This window comes from Paractinoplanes abujensis (assembly GCF_014204895.1).
GTDB lineage: Bacteria > Actinomycetota > Actinomycetes > Mycobacteriales > Micromonosporaceae > Actinoplanes > Actinoplanes abujensis.
Map to the genome: position 1 here is coordinate 6,478,246 of NZ_JACHMF010000001.1, position 15,049 is coordinate 6,493,294.

The window sequence follows — 15,049 nt, forward strand, 5'->3', positions numbered from 1 at the left end:
GGTCCGGGGGTCAGAGCACGTCCCCGAGGACCGCGATCAGCACCGGGACGAGCCCGGCGAGCAGAAAGGCGGGCAGGAAGCACAGCCCGAGCGGCAGCACGATCAGAACGCCGGCCCGCTGCGCCGCCGCCTCGACGGCGACCGTCCGGTCCGCCCGCAGGTCGTCGGCGAGCCCACCCAGCGCCTTGGCCAGGGCACCGCCGCTGGCGCTGGTGCGCACGGCCGCGGCGACGAGCCGGTCGGCGCCCGGCACCCCGTCGAGGTGCCCCCACGCCTCGGCCGGGGCCGCGCCCAGGGCCAGCGACCGGGCCGTCCGCTGCAACCGGGTGCCCAGCGGCCCGTCGAGAGCGTCGGCCACCGCGGCGGCTGCCCCGTCGACCGGCGCGCCCGCCCGCAGCGCCGCCGCCAGCAGGTCGGCCCCGAGCGGCAGGTCGGCCGCCGCGGCCCGGCGCTCCTGGCGGACGCGGGCCGGTTCGCGCCGTCGCAGGAAACGCTCGGCCCCCACCCCGGCCGCGACGCCCGGGAGGACGCCCCACCAGGTGCCGAGGTAGCCCGTGACGGCCAGCCCGGCCAGGACCGCCAGCAGCATCCGCAGCCGCCGCGAGCCGGCGACCGAGGTCTGCTCCGGGACCGGCCGCAGGAAACTCAACCGCCGTCGCGGGCCCGGCCGCAGCAGAGTCAGGCCCCGCCGGCCGGCCACCGGCGTGACGACCAGCGCGAACGCCGCCGCCACAAGCAACAGCGCGGTCATCGGGTCACCCCGCCGACGAGCCGCTCGGACCAGAGCAGGCCGCCCGCCTGCAACACCACCGCCGTCAGCCCGCAGGCCGCGCCGAGCGGGGTGTGCAGCAGCACGCGCAGCGGGTCGGCGCCCATGGCCGCTCCGAGCGCGAGGCCGGCCACCGGCAGCGCCGCCAGCAGCATGGCCGTGGCGTGGGCCCCGGCCGCCTGGGCCCGGGCCGACGCACCAGCCCGGTCGGCGGCGCGCGCGTCGGCCTCGATCCGCTCGACCAGGTCGGCCGCGGGCGCGCCGGTGCGTTCGGCGAGACGCCACACCGAGCCCATCAGCCGCCGCAGCCGGTCACCGGCTGGGGCTTCCGCCGCCGAGGGAAGCCCTGCCACGGGCGGTAACCCCGCCCGCAGATCGGCCGCCAGTCCCGCCAGAGCGTCCAGCGCCGCCGCCCGCTCGGCCCCCGCCCGCCGCCGCCGGGACCGCCGCATCACGGCCCGTCCCAGAAGAACCGCATAGGCTCCGGCCATCGCGGCCCCCGCCGGACCACCCGCGAGCAGCCCCGCCAGCACTGCGACCGTCACCCCACCGGCCACCGCCTGCCGCGGCGACCGGCCGGCCGTGACGGCAACCCGGCGCGCGACGGTCACAACGGATACCCGGGGCAGCCGCACCCGCCGGTTCGGCAGCACCAGGACGAGCGCCCCCGCCACGAGCAACAGCGGTCCCCCGTTCACGGCGCCACCACCGGCGGGGTCAGCACCGCGGGCACGGCAACTCCACGGACGGCCAGCATGCGCGCCAGCGCCCCCGAGCCCGGCCCGGCGCCGTGCAAGCGCTGCCAGGCCGGCACCACGGTGGCCAGCCGATGCTCCCCCGAGGGCAGCAGCACGCTCACCGATTCGAGCACCCTGCCCCGATCCGTGCGCCGGACCTGCAGCACCACCTGCAGCGCGGCCACCACCTGGGCGTGCAGCGCGGCCCGGGGCAGCCCGCCGAGCAGCCCGAGCGCCTCGAGCCGGGCCGGAACGTCCGCCGGGGCGTTCGCGTGCAGCGTCCCCGCCCCGCCGTCGTGCCCGGTGTTGAGCGCGCCGAGCAGGTCGACGATCTCGGCCCCGCGGCACTCCCCCACGACCAGCCGGTCGGGGCGCATGCGCAGCGCCTGCCGCACCAGGTCGGTCAGCCCGACCGCACCCGCCCCCTCGACGTTCGCCGTGCGGGCCTGCAGAGCGACCACGTGTGGGTGCAGGGGGCGCAACTCGGCGGCGTCCTCCACGAGCACGATCCGCTCGGTCGGCGGCACCATGCCCAGCAGCGTGGCCAGCAGGGTCGTCTTGCCGCTGCCGGTGCCGCCGACGACCAGGTAGGCCAGCCGGGCGGCGACGATCGCCTCGAGCACCGGGGCCGCTGTCGGCGGGACGGTGCCGTGCTCGATCAGGTCGCTCAGCCGGAACGGCCGTTGCCGGAAGGTGCGCAACGACAGGTAGGGACCGTCGGTCGCGACCGGGGGCAGCACAGCGTGCAGGCGGGTGCCGTCGGGCAGACGGGCGTCCGCGTAGGGTTGGCCGTCGTCGAGTCGCCGGCCGCACGCGGCGGCGAGCCGCTGGGCCAACCGGCGCACCTCTTCCAGGCTGCCCAGCACGACGGGGGCCCGCCGCAGGCCGTCGCCACGGTCGACCCAGACGGCGAGCCCGTTCACCAGCACGTCGGTCACCTGCTGGTCGGCGAGCAGCGGGGCCAGTGGGCCGGCCCCGACCAACTGGTCGTGCACCCGGTCGGCCAGGCGCAGCACCGCCGTGTCACCCAGCGCCGCGGCGTCGGACTCGCTGCGCACCGCGTGCACGACCGCGGCCGGCGTCGCCTCGCCGCCGTCGACGGCGAACCGGTGCCGCACCCGGTCGGCCACAGCCGGGGCCGAGGCCGCGAGCCGGCTGCCCAGACCCGCGTACGCCGTCACGCCGCCACCGCCGCGGAACCGGCCAGCAGGTCGCCGAGCAACCGCCGGCACAGGTCGGCCAGCGGGCCCTTGCCTTCGACGGCCGGCGGCAGCCCTCGTTCGGCGCCTTGGCTGATCGCCGGTTCGGGTCGCAGGGTGCCGATGAGCGGGAGCCCGAGCGCGGCCGAGATCTCCCGCGGTTTGAGCTTGCCCGGGGCCGGCCCCCGCACCACGAGGGACAGCTCGCGGCGGTGGGCCTGGACCGTGCGCGCGATCCGGGCCGCGGCCGCTGACGCCCGCACCTCGGCCGGCACGATCAGCACCGCCTGGTCGGCGCACTCGAGCGCCAGCACCCCGGCGTCGTCGAGTCGGCGGGGCAGGTCGACCACGATCACGTCGCGGGCCCGGCGACCGGCGTCGATGGTCGCGCCCATCGCCTCGGCCGGCACGAGCGGCGTCGTGTCGCGATCGAACGAGAGCACGACGAGGTCGCCCTGATGCGGTAGCGCCTCCAGCAGGGTGGGCGGGTCGACCCGGCCGCCCGCCTCGGCCAGCGCGGACCAGCGCAGACCGTCGCGCCGTTCCCACCCGAACATCAGATCGAGCCCGCCGCCGAGCGGGTCGGCGTCGATCAGCAGGGTGCGGTGCCGGGCGGCGGTCGCGGTCGTTGCCAGCCCGGCGGCCAGGGTGCTCGCGCCCGCGCCGCCGCGGCCGCCGATCACGGCCAGCACCCGGCCGACCGGTTGGTCGAGTTGCTCGGCGAAGCGGTCGACGACCCAGGCGTCGGCGACGGGCAGTTCGGCGATGTGCTCGACGCCGTGGGCGTTCGCCGCCTTCCACATCGTCTCGGCGACCTCGCCCCGGCCGACGACGGCGACCCGGGAGCGGCGGGGCAGCCGGGCCCGCAGGCACGCGTCGAGCTGATCGGCGCCGATCAGGACCAGCGGGGCGGTGCCGTAGCGGGGGCGGGCCGCGGCCGGGTCGGGAGCGACGTCGATCTCGGTGCCACCGGCGGCGGCCAGGCGCAGCAGGTCGTCGAGCAGGTCGGGGTCGGAGGTGACGACGAGGGGCAGGCGGGCAACGGGCATCTGCGGTCTCCAGCGCGGGGCGGCGGTTGTGGCGCCCACCCTCGCCGCCCGCCGTGGCCGCGGCCAGGACGACCGGGCCCGGCTGTGGACAACCGGCGAGCCTGTGGATATCGCGTTCTCGTCTGATCGATCTGCTATGGAAGCCGGGCCGTACGCGACGCGTGGAAGAGGCGCCCGTTGGGTATGTTGGACCGGACACGAACCAATGGGGTTGGCATGGAAAGTTCGATCAATCGTTCGCTCGACGCCGACGGCACTGCCGTCGTGTCCGTCAGTGGCGAGATCGATTTCTCAAATGCGGACGAGGTGGCCGTCTGTGTGCGCGACGCCGTCTCCGAGTGGTCCCCGCCGGTCGTGCGGGTCGACCTGCGGGGCGCCACCTTCATCGACTCCACCGGCCTGGGCGCCCTGATCGAGGGCTATCGTGCCACCACCGCGATCGAAGCCCGCTTCCTCGTGGTCAACCCCACGCCGGCTTTTCGCCGCGTGCTCGACGTGACCGGTCTCTGCGACTTCTTCGGGTTGGGCGAGCCGGCTGAGGCCGAACCCGCCGAGCAGACGCAGGCCACCGGGGCCTGAGAGCCTTGGTCGGGGCCGAAGTTAAGGGAACGACCCCCGTCGGGGGAGACGGGGGCCGTCCGAGGATTCGGCTCCGGGGGGGTCGAGCCGAATCGACTCGGTGATCGCGGGGGGCGCAATCACCGAGGGTTCTTGAGTGGTGGGGCGCGACCGTCACAACATGAATCCCGATCGCAACAGCACAAGCATGCCTCACAGAAGCAGCGCAGTCGAGTGCCGACTTGTAACTGAGTGCGATACTGCTGCCCGTCTGACCGAATTCACGGGCTGTCACGAGCCGAACGACCGCGCGCGTCGCGGGCGACGGCGATGAACCACTTGCGACTACACTTGCCGCCCGTGGGCCTCAGTGCCGCGTTTTTCGACCTCGACAAGACGGTCATCGCCAAGTCCAGCGCGCTGGCCTTCGGCCGGCCGTTCTACCGTGACGGCCTGATCAGCCGCCGCGACATGGTCAAGTCTGCTTACGCACAGCTGATGTTCCGGCTGGGCGGCGGGTCCGACGAGCAGGCGATGGCGCGCACCCGCGACTACCTGGCCGCGCTGTGCAAGGGCTGGCGGGTCGAGCAGGTGCAGCAGATCGTCGCCGAGACTCTCGACGAGCTCATCAACCCGTACGTCTATGCCGAGGCCGCCACCCTGATCGCCGAGCATCAGGCCGCCGGTCGCGACGTCGTGCTGGTCTCCGCCTCGGGCGACGAGATGGTGCGTCCGATCGGCGCGCTGCTCGGCATCACCGACATCATCGCCACCCGCATGAGCATCGTGGACGGACGTTACAGCGGCGAGGTCGAGTTCTACGCGGCCGGTCCCAGCAAGGTCGTCGGGGTGCGGGAGCTGGCCGCCGAGCGCGGTTACGACCTGACCGACTGCTATGCCTACTCCGATTCCAGCAGCGATCTGCCCCTGCTCGAGTCGGTCGGCCACCCGAGCGTGGTCAATCCCGATCGGGCCCTGCGCCGCTCCGCCGTCGAGAACGAGTGGCCCATCCTCGAGTTCCGTCACCCGATCCCGCTGGGTCAGCGCCTGCGTGACCGGCCCGCGGTGCCGGTCGCGGCCGCCGCCCTCGGGGTGGGCGTGGGGGCCGCCATCGGTTTGGCCATCTACGCCCGCCACCGCCGCATCAAGACCTTCTCCCGTACGGCTTGAGCCGCCCACGATGCGTATCTCTGCGCGTTGCGGCGGGTGCTCGCGCCGCTCCGCGCAACCTCAGTGAGCTGCACGAATGCCTTTGGTCTGACTAATGCCGAAAGCCAGATTTGCCGGGCTGAAGCCCTGGCGATCATGCGGCGACGGGCGTAGAAAGAACGAGCGAGGTTCGTAGCGGAGGGGCCGGTTCCGGCCAGCAGGCAGCGGATTTCGTGCACGGCCACCGGGAACCCACGCGCGATCAGCCACGGCAGGCACGTTGCGACGGGACCGCGGCCCCCTGGGCTCCATTTGAGGAGCCGCGAGGCTGTGGACCGGCGACAACGACCCAGGTGCACGCTTGATAACCCGGTCCGGACGCGCAGCAGCCGGCGCCCCACAGCGGGACGCCGGCTCTGAACTTCTCAGGCGTTCAGCGCGGCCCGGTGCCGTTCGCGGAGCTCGCGATAGACCGCCCGGAAGACCTTGGGCCGCGAGTGGAAGTCGACTCCCTGGGCCCACAGCTCGGTGTCGACCGTCGAGCCGTCGCGCCGCTCGATCAGCACGGTCAGCCCGCTCGGGATCCGCCACGGACCGATCCGGTGACTGACCTCGTGCAGCCGCACGTGGGCGATCTCGTCCCACGGAATCGTCCGCGAGCGCAGCAGTCCGTGGATGCGCAGACCCTCGGGGCTCACGTAGGCGCCCATCTGCAGGATCCGGTACGCGCCGATCACCCAGATGACGGCGAGGGCGCAGGTCACCAGCCGTACGCCGTGCCAGCCCAGTCCGAACGTCTCGATCGAGCTCCAGGCCAGCAGGGCCAGGGCGAAGGCTTCCCAGCCGATGACCAGCCAGCGTCCGGCTCCGGGCGTGTAAGGCCGCTCCCACGTCTCCACGACATTGAAGTCTAGAAGCGATCGGTCATCGCCTCGGCTGTAAGCACAAACGCACAGTTCAACAAACGGTCATACGGTCGCCAGCACATTGTCACCGATCGTGGTGATCTCGCCGGCGGCCACGGACACCGCTTCGGCGTAGTGCCGCAGCCAGGACCGCACTCCGTCGGGGGTGCCGGTGGCGTACGCACCGGCGGAACCGACGTACTCCGGCTCGCGCTTCTGGTGCCCCACCTCGACGGCCACCAAACCCCGCGGGTCGAATCCGCGGCTGATCAGGGTCAGGCGGGCGGCCGCCCGGGCCACGACCCCGGCCGGGCCGGCGAACGGGCGCAGCGTGATCAGTTCGGCGTGCACCACCGCGGCGAGCAGCAGCGGGGGCGTACGGTCATTGCCCGCGACCAGGCCGGCGAGCATGTCGACACGCTCGGCCTCGCCGGTGAGCCGGCCCAGGTCGGCCGCGGGCACGGCGCCCCGCGCGGCCAGCACGTGCAGCTTGGCCAGCACTTGGCGGGGCGCGCGGGGCCACAGGTCGACCAGCCCGCCGACGCCCTCGGCCACCCGCAGGGCGCCTTGCAGCACGGGATCGGTGACGGTCCCCCCGCGTACGTCGTCGAGGTCGTGCACGCTGCCTTCGAGCGCGGCACTGGCGACGGCCGCGCGCAGGCTGGCCTCGGCCGCCACCTGACCGCCGTGCCGGCGCAGGGCCCGGTGCCGCATCGCCGCGTCGACGCGCTCACGAGCCTCGGCCAGGGCGGGAGCAACATCGGCAAGGTCAAGAAGCGGGGCTAGTGGATCCACGAGAACACGGTAGCCGGTAAACCCGGCGAAACATGGGCTGCACAAACGGGCTCAGAACTGGCAAGATTCGCGCAGTATCAAGCACACAAGTGTCATCCGGCGCGGTCATGACGCCATCCGGCGTTCTGTTGTCCACAGACCTCGCCGGTGCCTATTCGGCGCAACTAGTGTGCAACAAAGAAGCCCCGGTCAGCAGTGAAGAGGAGCCGCCCTCATGAGCGAGACATTGGCGAACCTGTCATCGGAGAGTCGACAGTTCCCGCCGCCTGAAGCGCTGGCTGCGGCCGCCAACGTCAAGGCGGAGGCCTACGAGGAGGCGGCCACCGACCGTCTCGCGTTCTGGGCCCAGCAGGCCGAGCGCCTCACCTGGAGCAAGACGTGGGACCAGGTGCTCGACTGGTCCAACCCGCCCTTCGCGAAGTGGTTCGTCGGCGGCGAGCTGAACATCGCCTACAACTGCGTCGACCGCCACGTCGAGGCCGGCCGGGGCGACAAGGTCGCCATCCACTGGGAGGGCGAGCCCGGCGACACCCGCACGATCACCTACGCCGAGCTGCTCAAGCTGGTCAGCCAGGCCGCCAACACGCTCACGGACCTGGGCGTCGGCGCCGGCGACCGGGTCGCCATCTATCTGCCGATGATCCCCGAGGCCGCCGTCGCGATGCTGGCCTGCGCCCGCGTCGGCGCCACCCACAGCGTGGTCTTCGGCGGTTTCTCAGTCTCCGCGCTCTCCACCCGCATCCAGGACGCCGACGCCAAGCTGGTCATCACCGCCGACGGCGGCTACCGGCGGGGCAAGCCGTCGGCGCTCAAGCCCACCGTCGACGAGGCCGTCGCCCAGTGCCCGAGCATCGAGAACGTGCTCGTCGTCCGCCGCACGGGGCAGGACGTCGCGTGGACCGACAAGGACAAGTGGTGGCACGAGACGGTCGAGCAGGCCAGCCCGGAACACAAGGCACAGCCGTTCGACGCCGAGCACCCGCTCTTCATCCTCTACACCTCGGGCACGACCGGTAAGCCGAAGGGCATCCTGCACACCACCGGCGGCTACCTGACCCAGGTGTCGTACACGCACAACGCGGTCTTCGACCTCAAGCCCGAGACCGACGTCTACTGGTGCACGGCCGACATCGGCTGGGTCACCGGCCACTCCTACATCGTCTACGGCCCGCTCTCCAACGGCGCCACCCAGGTCATGTACGAGGGCACGCCGGACACCCCGGGCCGCGACCGGTTCTGGCAGATCGTCGACAAGTACAAGGTTTCGATCCTTTACACCGCGCCCACCCTGATCCGCACCATGATGAAGTGGGGCGACGACATCCCCGCGGGGTACGACCTGTCCTCGCTGCGCGTCCTGGGCAGCGTCGGCGAGCCGATCAACCCCGAGGCCTGGATGTGGTACCGGGAGAACATCGGCCGCAACCGCACCCCGATCGTCGACACCTGGTGGCAGACCGAGACCGGCGGCGTGATGATCTCGCCGCTGCCCGGCGTGACCGCGACCAAGCCCGGCTCGGCCATGACCGCGCTGCCCGGCATCACCGCCGACGTGGTCGACGACCAGGCCCAGTCGGTGCCGAACGGCGGCGGCGGTTTCCTGGTGCTGCGCGACCCGTGGCCGTCGATGCTCCGCACGATCTGGGGCGACGACAAGCGTTTCATCGACACGTACTGGTCGCGTTTCGGCGCCGGGGCGGGCACGGGCGACGAGTGGATCTACTTCGCGGGTGACGGCGCCAAGAAGGACGACGACGGCGCGCTCTGGCTGCTCGGCCGGGTTGACGACGTCATGCTGGTGTCGGGTCACAACATCTCGACCACCGAGGTGGAGTCGGCGCTGGTCTCGCACCCGTCGGTGGCCGAGTCGGCAGTCGTCGGCGCGACCGACCCGACCACTGGCCAGGCCATCGTGGCGTTCGTGATCCCGCGGGGCAATGTGGACACCGAGGGCGAGGCGGGCGAACAGCTCAACGTCGAACTGCGCAACCACGTGGCCAAGACGCTCGGCCCGATCGCCAAGCCCCGCCAGATCATGCTGGTTCCCGAGCTGCCGAAGACCCGCTCCGGCAAGATCATGCGGCGCCTGCTCAAGGACGTGGCCGAGAACCGCTCGCTGGGCGACGTCACCACGCTGCAGGACTCCGCGGTGATGGACCTGATCTCGAAGGGCATGAACACCGGCAAGTCCGAGGACTGACGGCCGGCCTGACTCCGCACCCCCGTACGGGACGTGAAACCGCTACGCTTTGCGCCGCGGTCCCGGACGACCGCGTGTTCGGTTCACGGGGGTGCGAGTCATGGTCAGGTCCACCGCGGGTGTCGCAGGCGCCCTGGCGCTGGCGTTGCTGCTGGTCGGCGGCTGTTCACGCGACGGCGACGACCAGGCCCAGGCCGTCGGTTCCGGCGTCGTGCCGGGCTCCTCGGCCTCCGTCGCCCCGGGCGCGGCGCAGCCCGCCGACGGCACCACCGGCGGCAATCCCACCCCGGCCGGGCAGCCCGCCGACAGCGAAGCCTCACCCCTGCCGCCGCCGAGCCGACCCGCCGGTGTGGCCGCCCCCGACCTCTCCGCGCTGCGCGTCGGCTCGATCACCGCAACCGTCACCAAGGGCGGCTCCGGCCCCTGCTACGGGCTGACGAGCGAAGACGGCGTGGCCTGGTCGGTCTACTCGAAGAAGCCGGTGCCGATCGCCAAGGGCGACCGCGTGCAGGCCCGCATCACACCCGGCAAGACCCCGGTCGACTGCGGCTCCGGCAAGCCGGCGACGCTCGACCGCGTGATGATCGGCACCGACTGAGTTACGTCCCGATCACCACCGACGCACGTCAGTCGCGGGGTGGTTGCCGCCGCGGCGCGGCTTCGCTCGACGCGAACGCCTAGGCTGGAGGCCATGGGCGGTCGGGTGGACGAGTCGTGCGTGCTGGATGACGGGCCGTGGACCCATCGCTTCGTCGGCGCCAACGGCAGCCGTTTCCACGTCGTGGAGGCCGGCACCGGCCCGCTGGTCCTGTTCCTGCACGGCTTCCCCGAATTCTGGTGGGCCTGGCACGACGTGCTCCCCCGCATCGCCGACTCGGGCTTCCGAGCCGTCGCGATCGACCTGCGCGGTTACGGCGCGAGCGACAAACCCCCGCGCGGCTACGACGGCTACACGATGGCCGCCGACGTCACCGGGCTGATCCGCGCCCTGGGCGAGCGAAACGCGACGATCGTCGGGGCCGGCGCCGGCGGCATGATCGGCTGGGCCGCCGCCGCCTTCCACCCGAAACTCGTCAACCGGCTCGTCGTGCTGGGCGCGGCCCACCCGCTGCGGCTGCGCGCGGCCCTGTTCGCCGACCCGCGCGGCCAGTTCGCCGCCTCCTCCTCCGCCCTGCGCTTCCAGGTGCCGCGCTACGAACACGTGCTCACCCGGGACGACGCCGCGCTGGTGGGTGAGCTGATGACCGGCTGGACGGGTCCGCAGTGGAGGGAGACACCCGAGTTCGCCGACTACGTGGCCCGCTGCCGGGAGGCCATGCAGATCCCGCAAGCCGCGTTCTGCGCGCTCGAGGCGTACCGCTGGGTGTTTCGCAGTGCCCTGCGCCTGCAGGGCTACCGGTTCGTCAAGCTGATGCAGAAACCCCTGATCACGCCCACCCTGCAGCTGCACGGCGGGCTCGACACGGCCACCCTGCCCCGCACGGCGCAAGGCTCCGGCCGTTACGTGCTCGCGCCGTACGAGTGGCGGCTGATCGGAGAAGCCGGGCACTTCCTGCACCAGGAGGCGACCGACGTGGTCACCGGCGAAGTGCTGCGCTGGCTCAAATCGAACTAGATGCGCTGCTCACCCAAGTCGGAGACCTCGCTCAGCGGCGCCCAGCCCTGATAGACGCCGAAGTCGAACTCCTCCAGCCCGAGCTGGCGGGCGATCGGCGCGCGGCCACCCGTGTATTCGACACGCAGCCACGCGTTGGCCTCGGCCAGCACGACGAACGGGGCACCCCGCCACGTGCACGTGGTGCGCACATAAATCAGCTCGTCGTACTCCTCGGGGGTCAGCACCCGCACGTAACGACCCGGGCGCACCTCGTCGAAGCCGTCAGCCGGATCGGTGCGATAGATCCGCACATTGTCACCGTCGGGCGCGGCGTCGTACTCGCGGCCCTGCCAAGCCACCACGTAGCCGTCACGCATCACTGCTCACCCACCCGGCGCCACACGGGACCGTCGTTGTCGAAGATGGCGATCATGCGCTCGTTGCCGTCCGCGTCGATCCGCCACAGCTGCGCGCCGTGCGGCAGCCGGACACTGTCCACCTTGAACTCGGCGATGACGTCGCGGCCCTCGCCGGGAGCGAAACCGTTGCCCCGGAACGGTGCGCGCTCGATGACCCAGCCGTCCATCGCGCGCAGCGCCTGCTCGTTCTGACCGCCGTACGGGATGCGGTAAAGGCTCGGACGATACGCCGGCCACCGCAGCACGTGGGCCTCCTTGGCGTCCGGCTGGTGCGTCGACGTGTCGTAGCTCAAACCCAGCGCGCCGAGCAGCTCCGCCGGCGTCCGCAGATGCTCGACCTCGGTCGCGCGGTGCACGAAGCCGGCCACCCGGTCGTAGCCACGCTCCAGGTAATAGTCGACCTGGTCGGGCGGCAGCGTCTTCTGCATGACCGTGGCGTGCTGCTTGTCGTCGCTGGCGGGCTCGGGCGCGGGCACCGGCGCGACGTCCTCGACCGGGCCGTCGGGGTCATGGCCCAGACCCGACTCCGCGGCCCAGCTGGCCAGCGCGATCACCTGCGGACCGGGATACTTCGCGCCGATCGGGCCGTCCGGGTTGACTGCGAACGACCAGGCCGGGTCGGGCCAGTTACGGATCAGCTCGAAGAAGCGCACCCCGACCGTACGGGTGGGCTCGGAGAAATGCTCGGCGAGCCGGTCGCGGCTGGTAAAGACGACCAGGAAAGTCTCGCCCGCGATCTGCTCGGTGCGGAAGGCGAAGCCCGACTCACCGGGCGAACTGCCCGGCCGCGAGTGATCCGCCACCGGCACGAGCACCGTGGCCAGCAACAGCGTGGACAGGAAAGAGTCGGTGTTGTGGGCGCTCGCGGCGTCGAAAAGATCCTGCTCGACGTCGTTGGCCGGGACAAAGGCCTCGCGCGGCGGGCCCTGCGGGACGGGCGACGCCGGACGGGTCTCCAACGGCGGCTGGGCGCCGAGCCGGGCCGGGCGGTCGCTGCCGGGTGAACCGGGGATGACCGGCGGCGGGGTGGCGGCCGGGGCGTCGGACTTGGTCTGGAACGCCGGGAAAGACGTGAGGCCGACCGGGGAATCCGACGGCGAAGTCGCCTGACGGCGGGGCAGCGGCGTGCCGAAACCGGGGCTGGGCTCGCTCGGCAACCCGGGAGCCATGGCCGGGCGGCCGGTGAGGTTCGCCGGGGCTGAATACGCCGCTGGGCTCGCCGGAGCCGAGTACGCGGCGGGGTTCGCCGGAGCCGAGGACGCGGCGGGGTTCGCCGGAGCCGAGGACGCGGCGGGGTTCGCCGGGGCCGAGTACGCGGTTGGGCTCGCCGGGGCCGAGTACGCGGTTGGGCTCGCCGGGGCCGGGGGTGCGGAGATGGGCGGAAGCGCCCCGCCTGCCTGCGGGGACGCCGGACCCTGCGGGAAACCGGTGGCGCCGCCGCCGGACGGCTGACGGCGCGGGAGATCGGCCAGGGCGCTGGACCCCTGACGCGAGGGCGCAGCCGACGCCGACCAATTCGGGTTGAACGGCGTCTCTTCGGGATCGTGCGGGCTGAAGTTGTCGGGTGCGGGCGGGGTCTGCGCCATGGGGGTGCGGACCGGCAGCGCGCCGTCCGGGTCCTGCAGCGGGCCGCGCGGGTCCTCGCCCACGGCGGGGCGGCCACCGGCGGGCGGGACGGACGGGGTCTGATAGGCCGACGGCACTACCGGGGGCTGAGCCGACGCGGGCTGACCGAAGGCCGCCGGGGGCTGAGCCGACGCAGGCTGGCCAAAAGCCGCCGGAGGCTGAGCCGACGCAGGCTGATTAAAGGCCGTTGAGGGCTGACCGTACGCGGGCGGGGCGCTCGCGGGCAGGCCAGAGGTGGGGGCGGCGCTGGGGGTGCGGGCGGGCAGGCCGCTCGGCAGCACTGTGCTGGGCGTGCGGACCGGGAGGCCACCGGGGCCGACCTGCTCACCGGGCGACGCCGGTGCGGCGGGCGATGCGGGGGCCGCCGAGGTCTGACCTGCGCCACCAGGCTGACCGTAGGCGCCGGGCTGACCGGGGCCGCCGGGCTGACCGGGGCCGCCAGGCTGACTGAAACCGCCGGGCTGACCGGGGCTATCCGGGGCGCCGACCGGCTGGCCGAAGCCGCCGGGGCTCGGTGCGGGCCGGTTGAAGGCGTCGGCTGCCGAGGACGGCTGGCCCGGGCGCACCGAGGAGTGACCGGAGGCAGCCGGACTGGTCGGTCGTCCATAGGCGGGCGGCGCGCTCACCGGGCGGCCGTACGTGGGTTGGCCACTCGCGGGCGGGGCGCTCGCGGGAGCGGTGGCCGCGGGCTGACCGTACGCGGCGGCGGGGCCGCGCGTGGGCAGACCACCGGCGGGCGCCTGCCCGGCGGCCTGGCCGAACGGGGCCGACGGTGACCGCGTGGGCAACCCACCACTCGGCTCGGCGGCCGGACCGCCGCTTTGACCGTCGGTGGGCGTGCGGGTAGGCAGGCCGGGCGCCTGCCCGTAGGCGGGCGTGCGGGTAGGCAAGCCGGGCGTCTGATCCGCGGCCTGACCGTAGGCGGGTGTGCGGGCGGGCAGGCCGGGCGCCTGCTCGGCGGCTTGACCGTAGCGGGCCGGGGAATCGTCGCCACTGCCCTGGCCATAGGCCGCGGGGGTGCGGGCCGGGAGGCCGGGCGACTGATCGCCGCCCGGACCGTAGGCGGGGGTGCGGGCAGGCAGGCCGCCGGCCGGTGCCTGCTCGGGGGCCGGTGTGCGGGTGGGCAGACCGGCGGGCTGACCTGCGGGCGTACGGCTGGGAAGTTCGCTGGCCGGGGGCTCGCCCGGGGTGTGGGCGTAGGCGCCGCCGTAGGAAGCCGCGGCGGCCTGCCCGTATGCGGCCGGGGCCTGACCGTAGGAAGAAGCGGCGGCCGCGCCGGGGTATTGCGGGTAGGCCCCCGTGGCCGCGGTCATCGGGGCACCCTCGTGGGTGGGGCCGCCGGGCCGGGCCGCCTCCTGGTCTTTCTGGGCGGCGGCCGCGTTGGCCGCCATCGCCGCCGCCTGCAGGTCCTGCATCTTGCCGGACGGGGGAGTCGAGTCGGCGCGGCCGGGACCGCGGGTGGGCAGCCGCAGGTCGCCGCGGGAGAGCTGGGCCACGAACCAGGCGGGTAGGTAGCCCTCGATCGGCAGACCGGGGTTGACCGCCAGCCACCACTCCAGATTGGGCCAGGTGTTGGCCAGCTCGGCGTAGGGGACGCGGCGGGCCGAGCCCGTGTAGTCAGCCAGGCAGGACTGGAGGGCGGCCGTCGACGTGAAGGCCAGCACGTGGGTGCGGCCACCGGTGCTCCAGGTGCCCCAGCCGAGCGGGGCGAGACCCGCGAGCGCGTCGGCGGACACCGGTAAGAGCAGGTCGACGCCGGCGAGAATACGGAAGTACGACTCCTGGTCGTCGGTGCGCAGAGCATCGCGCATAGCGACCTCGGCGTCCGTAGCCGGCTCCCACTCGGACACGTCCACCTCTCCCCACCGTGCGACGCGGCCATCTCAACGCGTACAACCTACAAGGTCAGGCCACGATCACAATGGGCGGCGGTACGCGGATGAGTAAAGCGGGTGGTCGAAGCCCTAAGTATGCGTCCGAATGCTCTCCGGAACACCGTTTCGGTCGCGTGAGGCGATCAATCAACAACTGATCGTAGCCGTATCG

General features: G+C 73.0%; 13 protein-coding genes. 5 read left to right on the forward strand and 8 right to left on the reverse strand.

All coding sequences use genetic code 11. The features are described 5' to 3' along the window. Positions 1–10 precede the first annotated feature (10 nt). From BKA14_RS29615 to ssd, 4 genes are read right to left on the reverse strand one after another with little or no spacing between them, the layout of a single operon-like run. The gene (locus BKA14_RS29615) at positions 11–751 is read right to left on the reverse strand and encodes a type II secretion system F family protein (protein ID WP_184954096.1); all 741 of its coding nucleotides are present in this window, start codon (positions 749–751) and stop codon (positions 11–13) included. Beyond that, positions 748–1,467 carry a type II secretion system F family protein gene (locus tag BKA14_RS45245; protein ID WP_184954097.1) on the reverse strand — a complete coding sequence of 240 codons (720 nt, stop codon included), beginning with the start codon at positions 1,465–1,467 and terminating at the stop codon, positions 748–750. The genes BKA14_RS29615 and BKA14_RS45245 overlap by 4 nt, the downstream gene beginning before the upstream one ends. After that, positions 1,464–2,687 (reverse strand): TadA family conjugal transfer-associated ATPase, encoded by a 1,224-nt coding sequence (locus BKA14_RS29625; protein WP_438861914.1) that lies wholly within the window; start codon positions 2,685–2,687, stop codon positions 1,464–1,466. Before BKA14_RS29625 ends, BKA14_RS45245 begins: the two co-directional genes overlap by 4 nt. Continuing rightward, the gene (ssd, locus tag BKA14_RS29630) at positions 2,684–3,754 is read right to left on the reverse strand and encodes a septum site-determining protein Ssd (protein ID WP_184954098.1); all 1,071 of its coding nucleotides are present in this window, start codon (positions 3,752–3,754) and stop codon (positions 2,684–2,686) included. The genes BKA14_RS29625 and ssd overlap by 4 nt, the downstream gene beginning before the upstream one ends. Positions 3,755–3,970: 216 nt before the next feature. Here ssd and BKA14_RS29635 point away from each other — a divergent pair, with 216 nt between their 5' ends. Beyond that, positions 3,971–4,333, forward strand: a complete 363-nt coding sequence (locus tag BKA14_RS29635; protein ID WP_184954099.1) for an STAS domain-containing protein — start codon at positions 3,971–3,973, stop codon at positions 4,331–4,333. Between the two features lie 339 nt (positions 4,334–4,672). Continuing rightward, complete coding sequence (locus tag BKA14_RS29640) at positions 4,673–5,482, forward strand: HAD family hydrolase (protein WP_184954100.1); 810 nt, start codon at positions 4,673–4,675, stop codon at positions 5,480–5,482. 404 nt (positions 5,483–5,886) lie between these two features. Here BKA14_RS29640 and BKA14_RS29645 read toward each other — a convergent pair whose 3' ends face one another. Together BKA14_RS29645 and BKA14_RS29650 are read right to left on the reverse strand one after the other, a co-directional pair. After that, the gene (locus tag BKA14_RS29645; protein ID WP_239093398.1) at positions 5,887–6,360 is read right to left on the reverse strand and encodes an SCO5741 family PH domain-containing membrane protein; all 474 of its coding nucleotides are present in this window, start codon (positions 6,358–6,360) and stop codon (positions 5,887–5,889) included. A gap of 69 nt (positions 6,361–6,429) precedes the next feature. Beyond that, positions 6,430–7,161, reverse strand: coding sequence for a Fic family protein (locus BKA14_RS29650; RefSeq protein ID WP_239093400.1), 732 nt, complete (start codon positions 7,159–7,161; stop codon positions 6,430–6,432). Positions 7,162–7,375: 214 nt separating this feature from the next. Here BKA14_RS29650 and acs point away from each other — a divergent pair, with 214 nt between their 5' ends. The 3 genes from acs to BKA14_RS29665 all read left to right on the forward strand — a co-directional run bounded on the left by acs (position 7,376) and on the right by BKA14_RS29665 (position 10,976). Beyond that, positions 7,376–9,361, forward strand: coding sequence for an acetate--CoA ligase (gene acs / locus BKA14_RS29655; RefSeq protein ID WP_184954102.1), 1,986 nt, complete (start codon positions 7,376–7,378; stop codon positions 9,359–9,361). Positions 9,362–9,461: 100 nt separating this feature from the next. Further along, positions 9,462–9,959: a hypothetical protein gene (locus BKA14_RS29660; RefSeq protein ID WP_184954103.1), complete on the forward strand. Its 498-nt coding sequence runs from the start codon at positions 9,462–9,464 to the stop codon at positions 9,957–9,959. A 93-nt stretch (positions 9,960–10,052) separates the two neighbouring features. Further along, complete coding sequence (locus BKA14_RS29665; RefSeq protein WP_184954104.1) at positions 10,053–10,976, forward strand: alpha/beta fold hydrolase; 924 nt, start codon at positions 10,053–10,055, stop codon at positions 10,974–10,976. Here BKA14_RS29665 and BKA14_RS29670 read toward each other — a convergent pair. After that, on the reverse strand, positions 10,973–11,338 hold the full coding sequence (locus BKA14_RS29670; protein ID WP_184954105.1) for a UCP033725 family protein: 366 nt from the start codon (positions 11,336–11,338) through the stop codon (positions 10,973–10,975). The two genes, BKA14_RS29665 and BKA14_RS29670, sit on opposite strands and share 4 nt — an antisense overlap. Continuing rightward, the gene (locus tag BKA14_RS44410; RefSeq protein ID WP_239093402.1) at positions 11,335–14,853 is read right to left on the reverse strand and encodes an SseB family protein; all 3,519 of its coding nucleotides are present in this window, start codon (positions 14,851–14,853) and stop codon (positions 11,335–11,337) included. The genes BKA14_RS29670 and BKA14_RS44410 overlap by 4 nt, the downstream gene beginning before the upstream one ends. Positions 14,854–15,049 lie beyond the last annotated feature (196 nt).

What these genes read in the sequence shown, in the direction of transcription:
- BKA14_RS29665 (WP_184954104.1), top strand. Translation starts at nt 10,053, where the DNA reads ATGGGCGGTCGGGTGGACGAGTCGTGCGTGCTGGATGACGGGCCGTGG.
- BKA14_RS29615 (WP_184954096.1), bottom strand. Translation starts at nt 751, where the DNA reads ATGACCGCGCTGTTGCTTGTGGCGGCGGCGTTCGCGCTGGTCGTCACG.
- BKA14_RS29635 (WP_184954099.1), top strand. Translation starts at nt 3,971, where the DNA reads ATGGAAAGTTCGATCAATCGTTCGCTCGACGCCGACGGCACTGCCGTC.
- ssd (WP_184954098.1), bottom strand. Translation starts at nt 3,754, where the DNA reads ATGCCCGTTGCCCGCCTGCCCCTCGTCGTCACCTCCGACCCCGACCTG.
- acs (WP_184954102.1), top strand. Translation starts at nt 7,376, where the DNA reads ATGAGCGAGACATTGGCGAACCTGTCATCGGAGAGTCGACAGTTCCCG.
- BKA14_RS29660 (WP_184954103.1), top strand. Translation starts at nt 9,462, where the DNA reads ATGGTCAGGTCCACCGCGGGTGTCGCAGGCGCCCTGGCGCTGGCGTTG.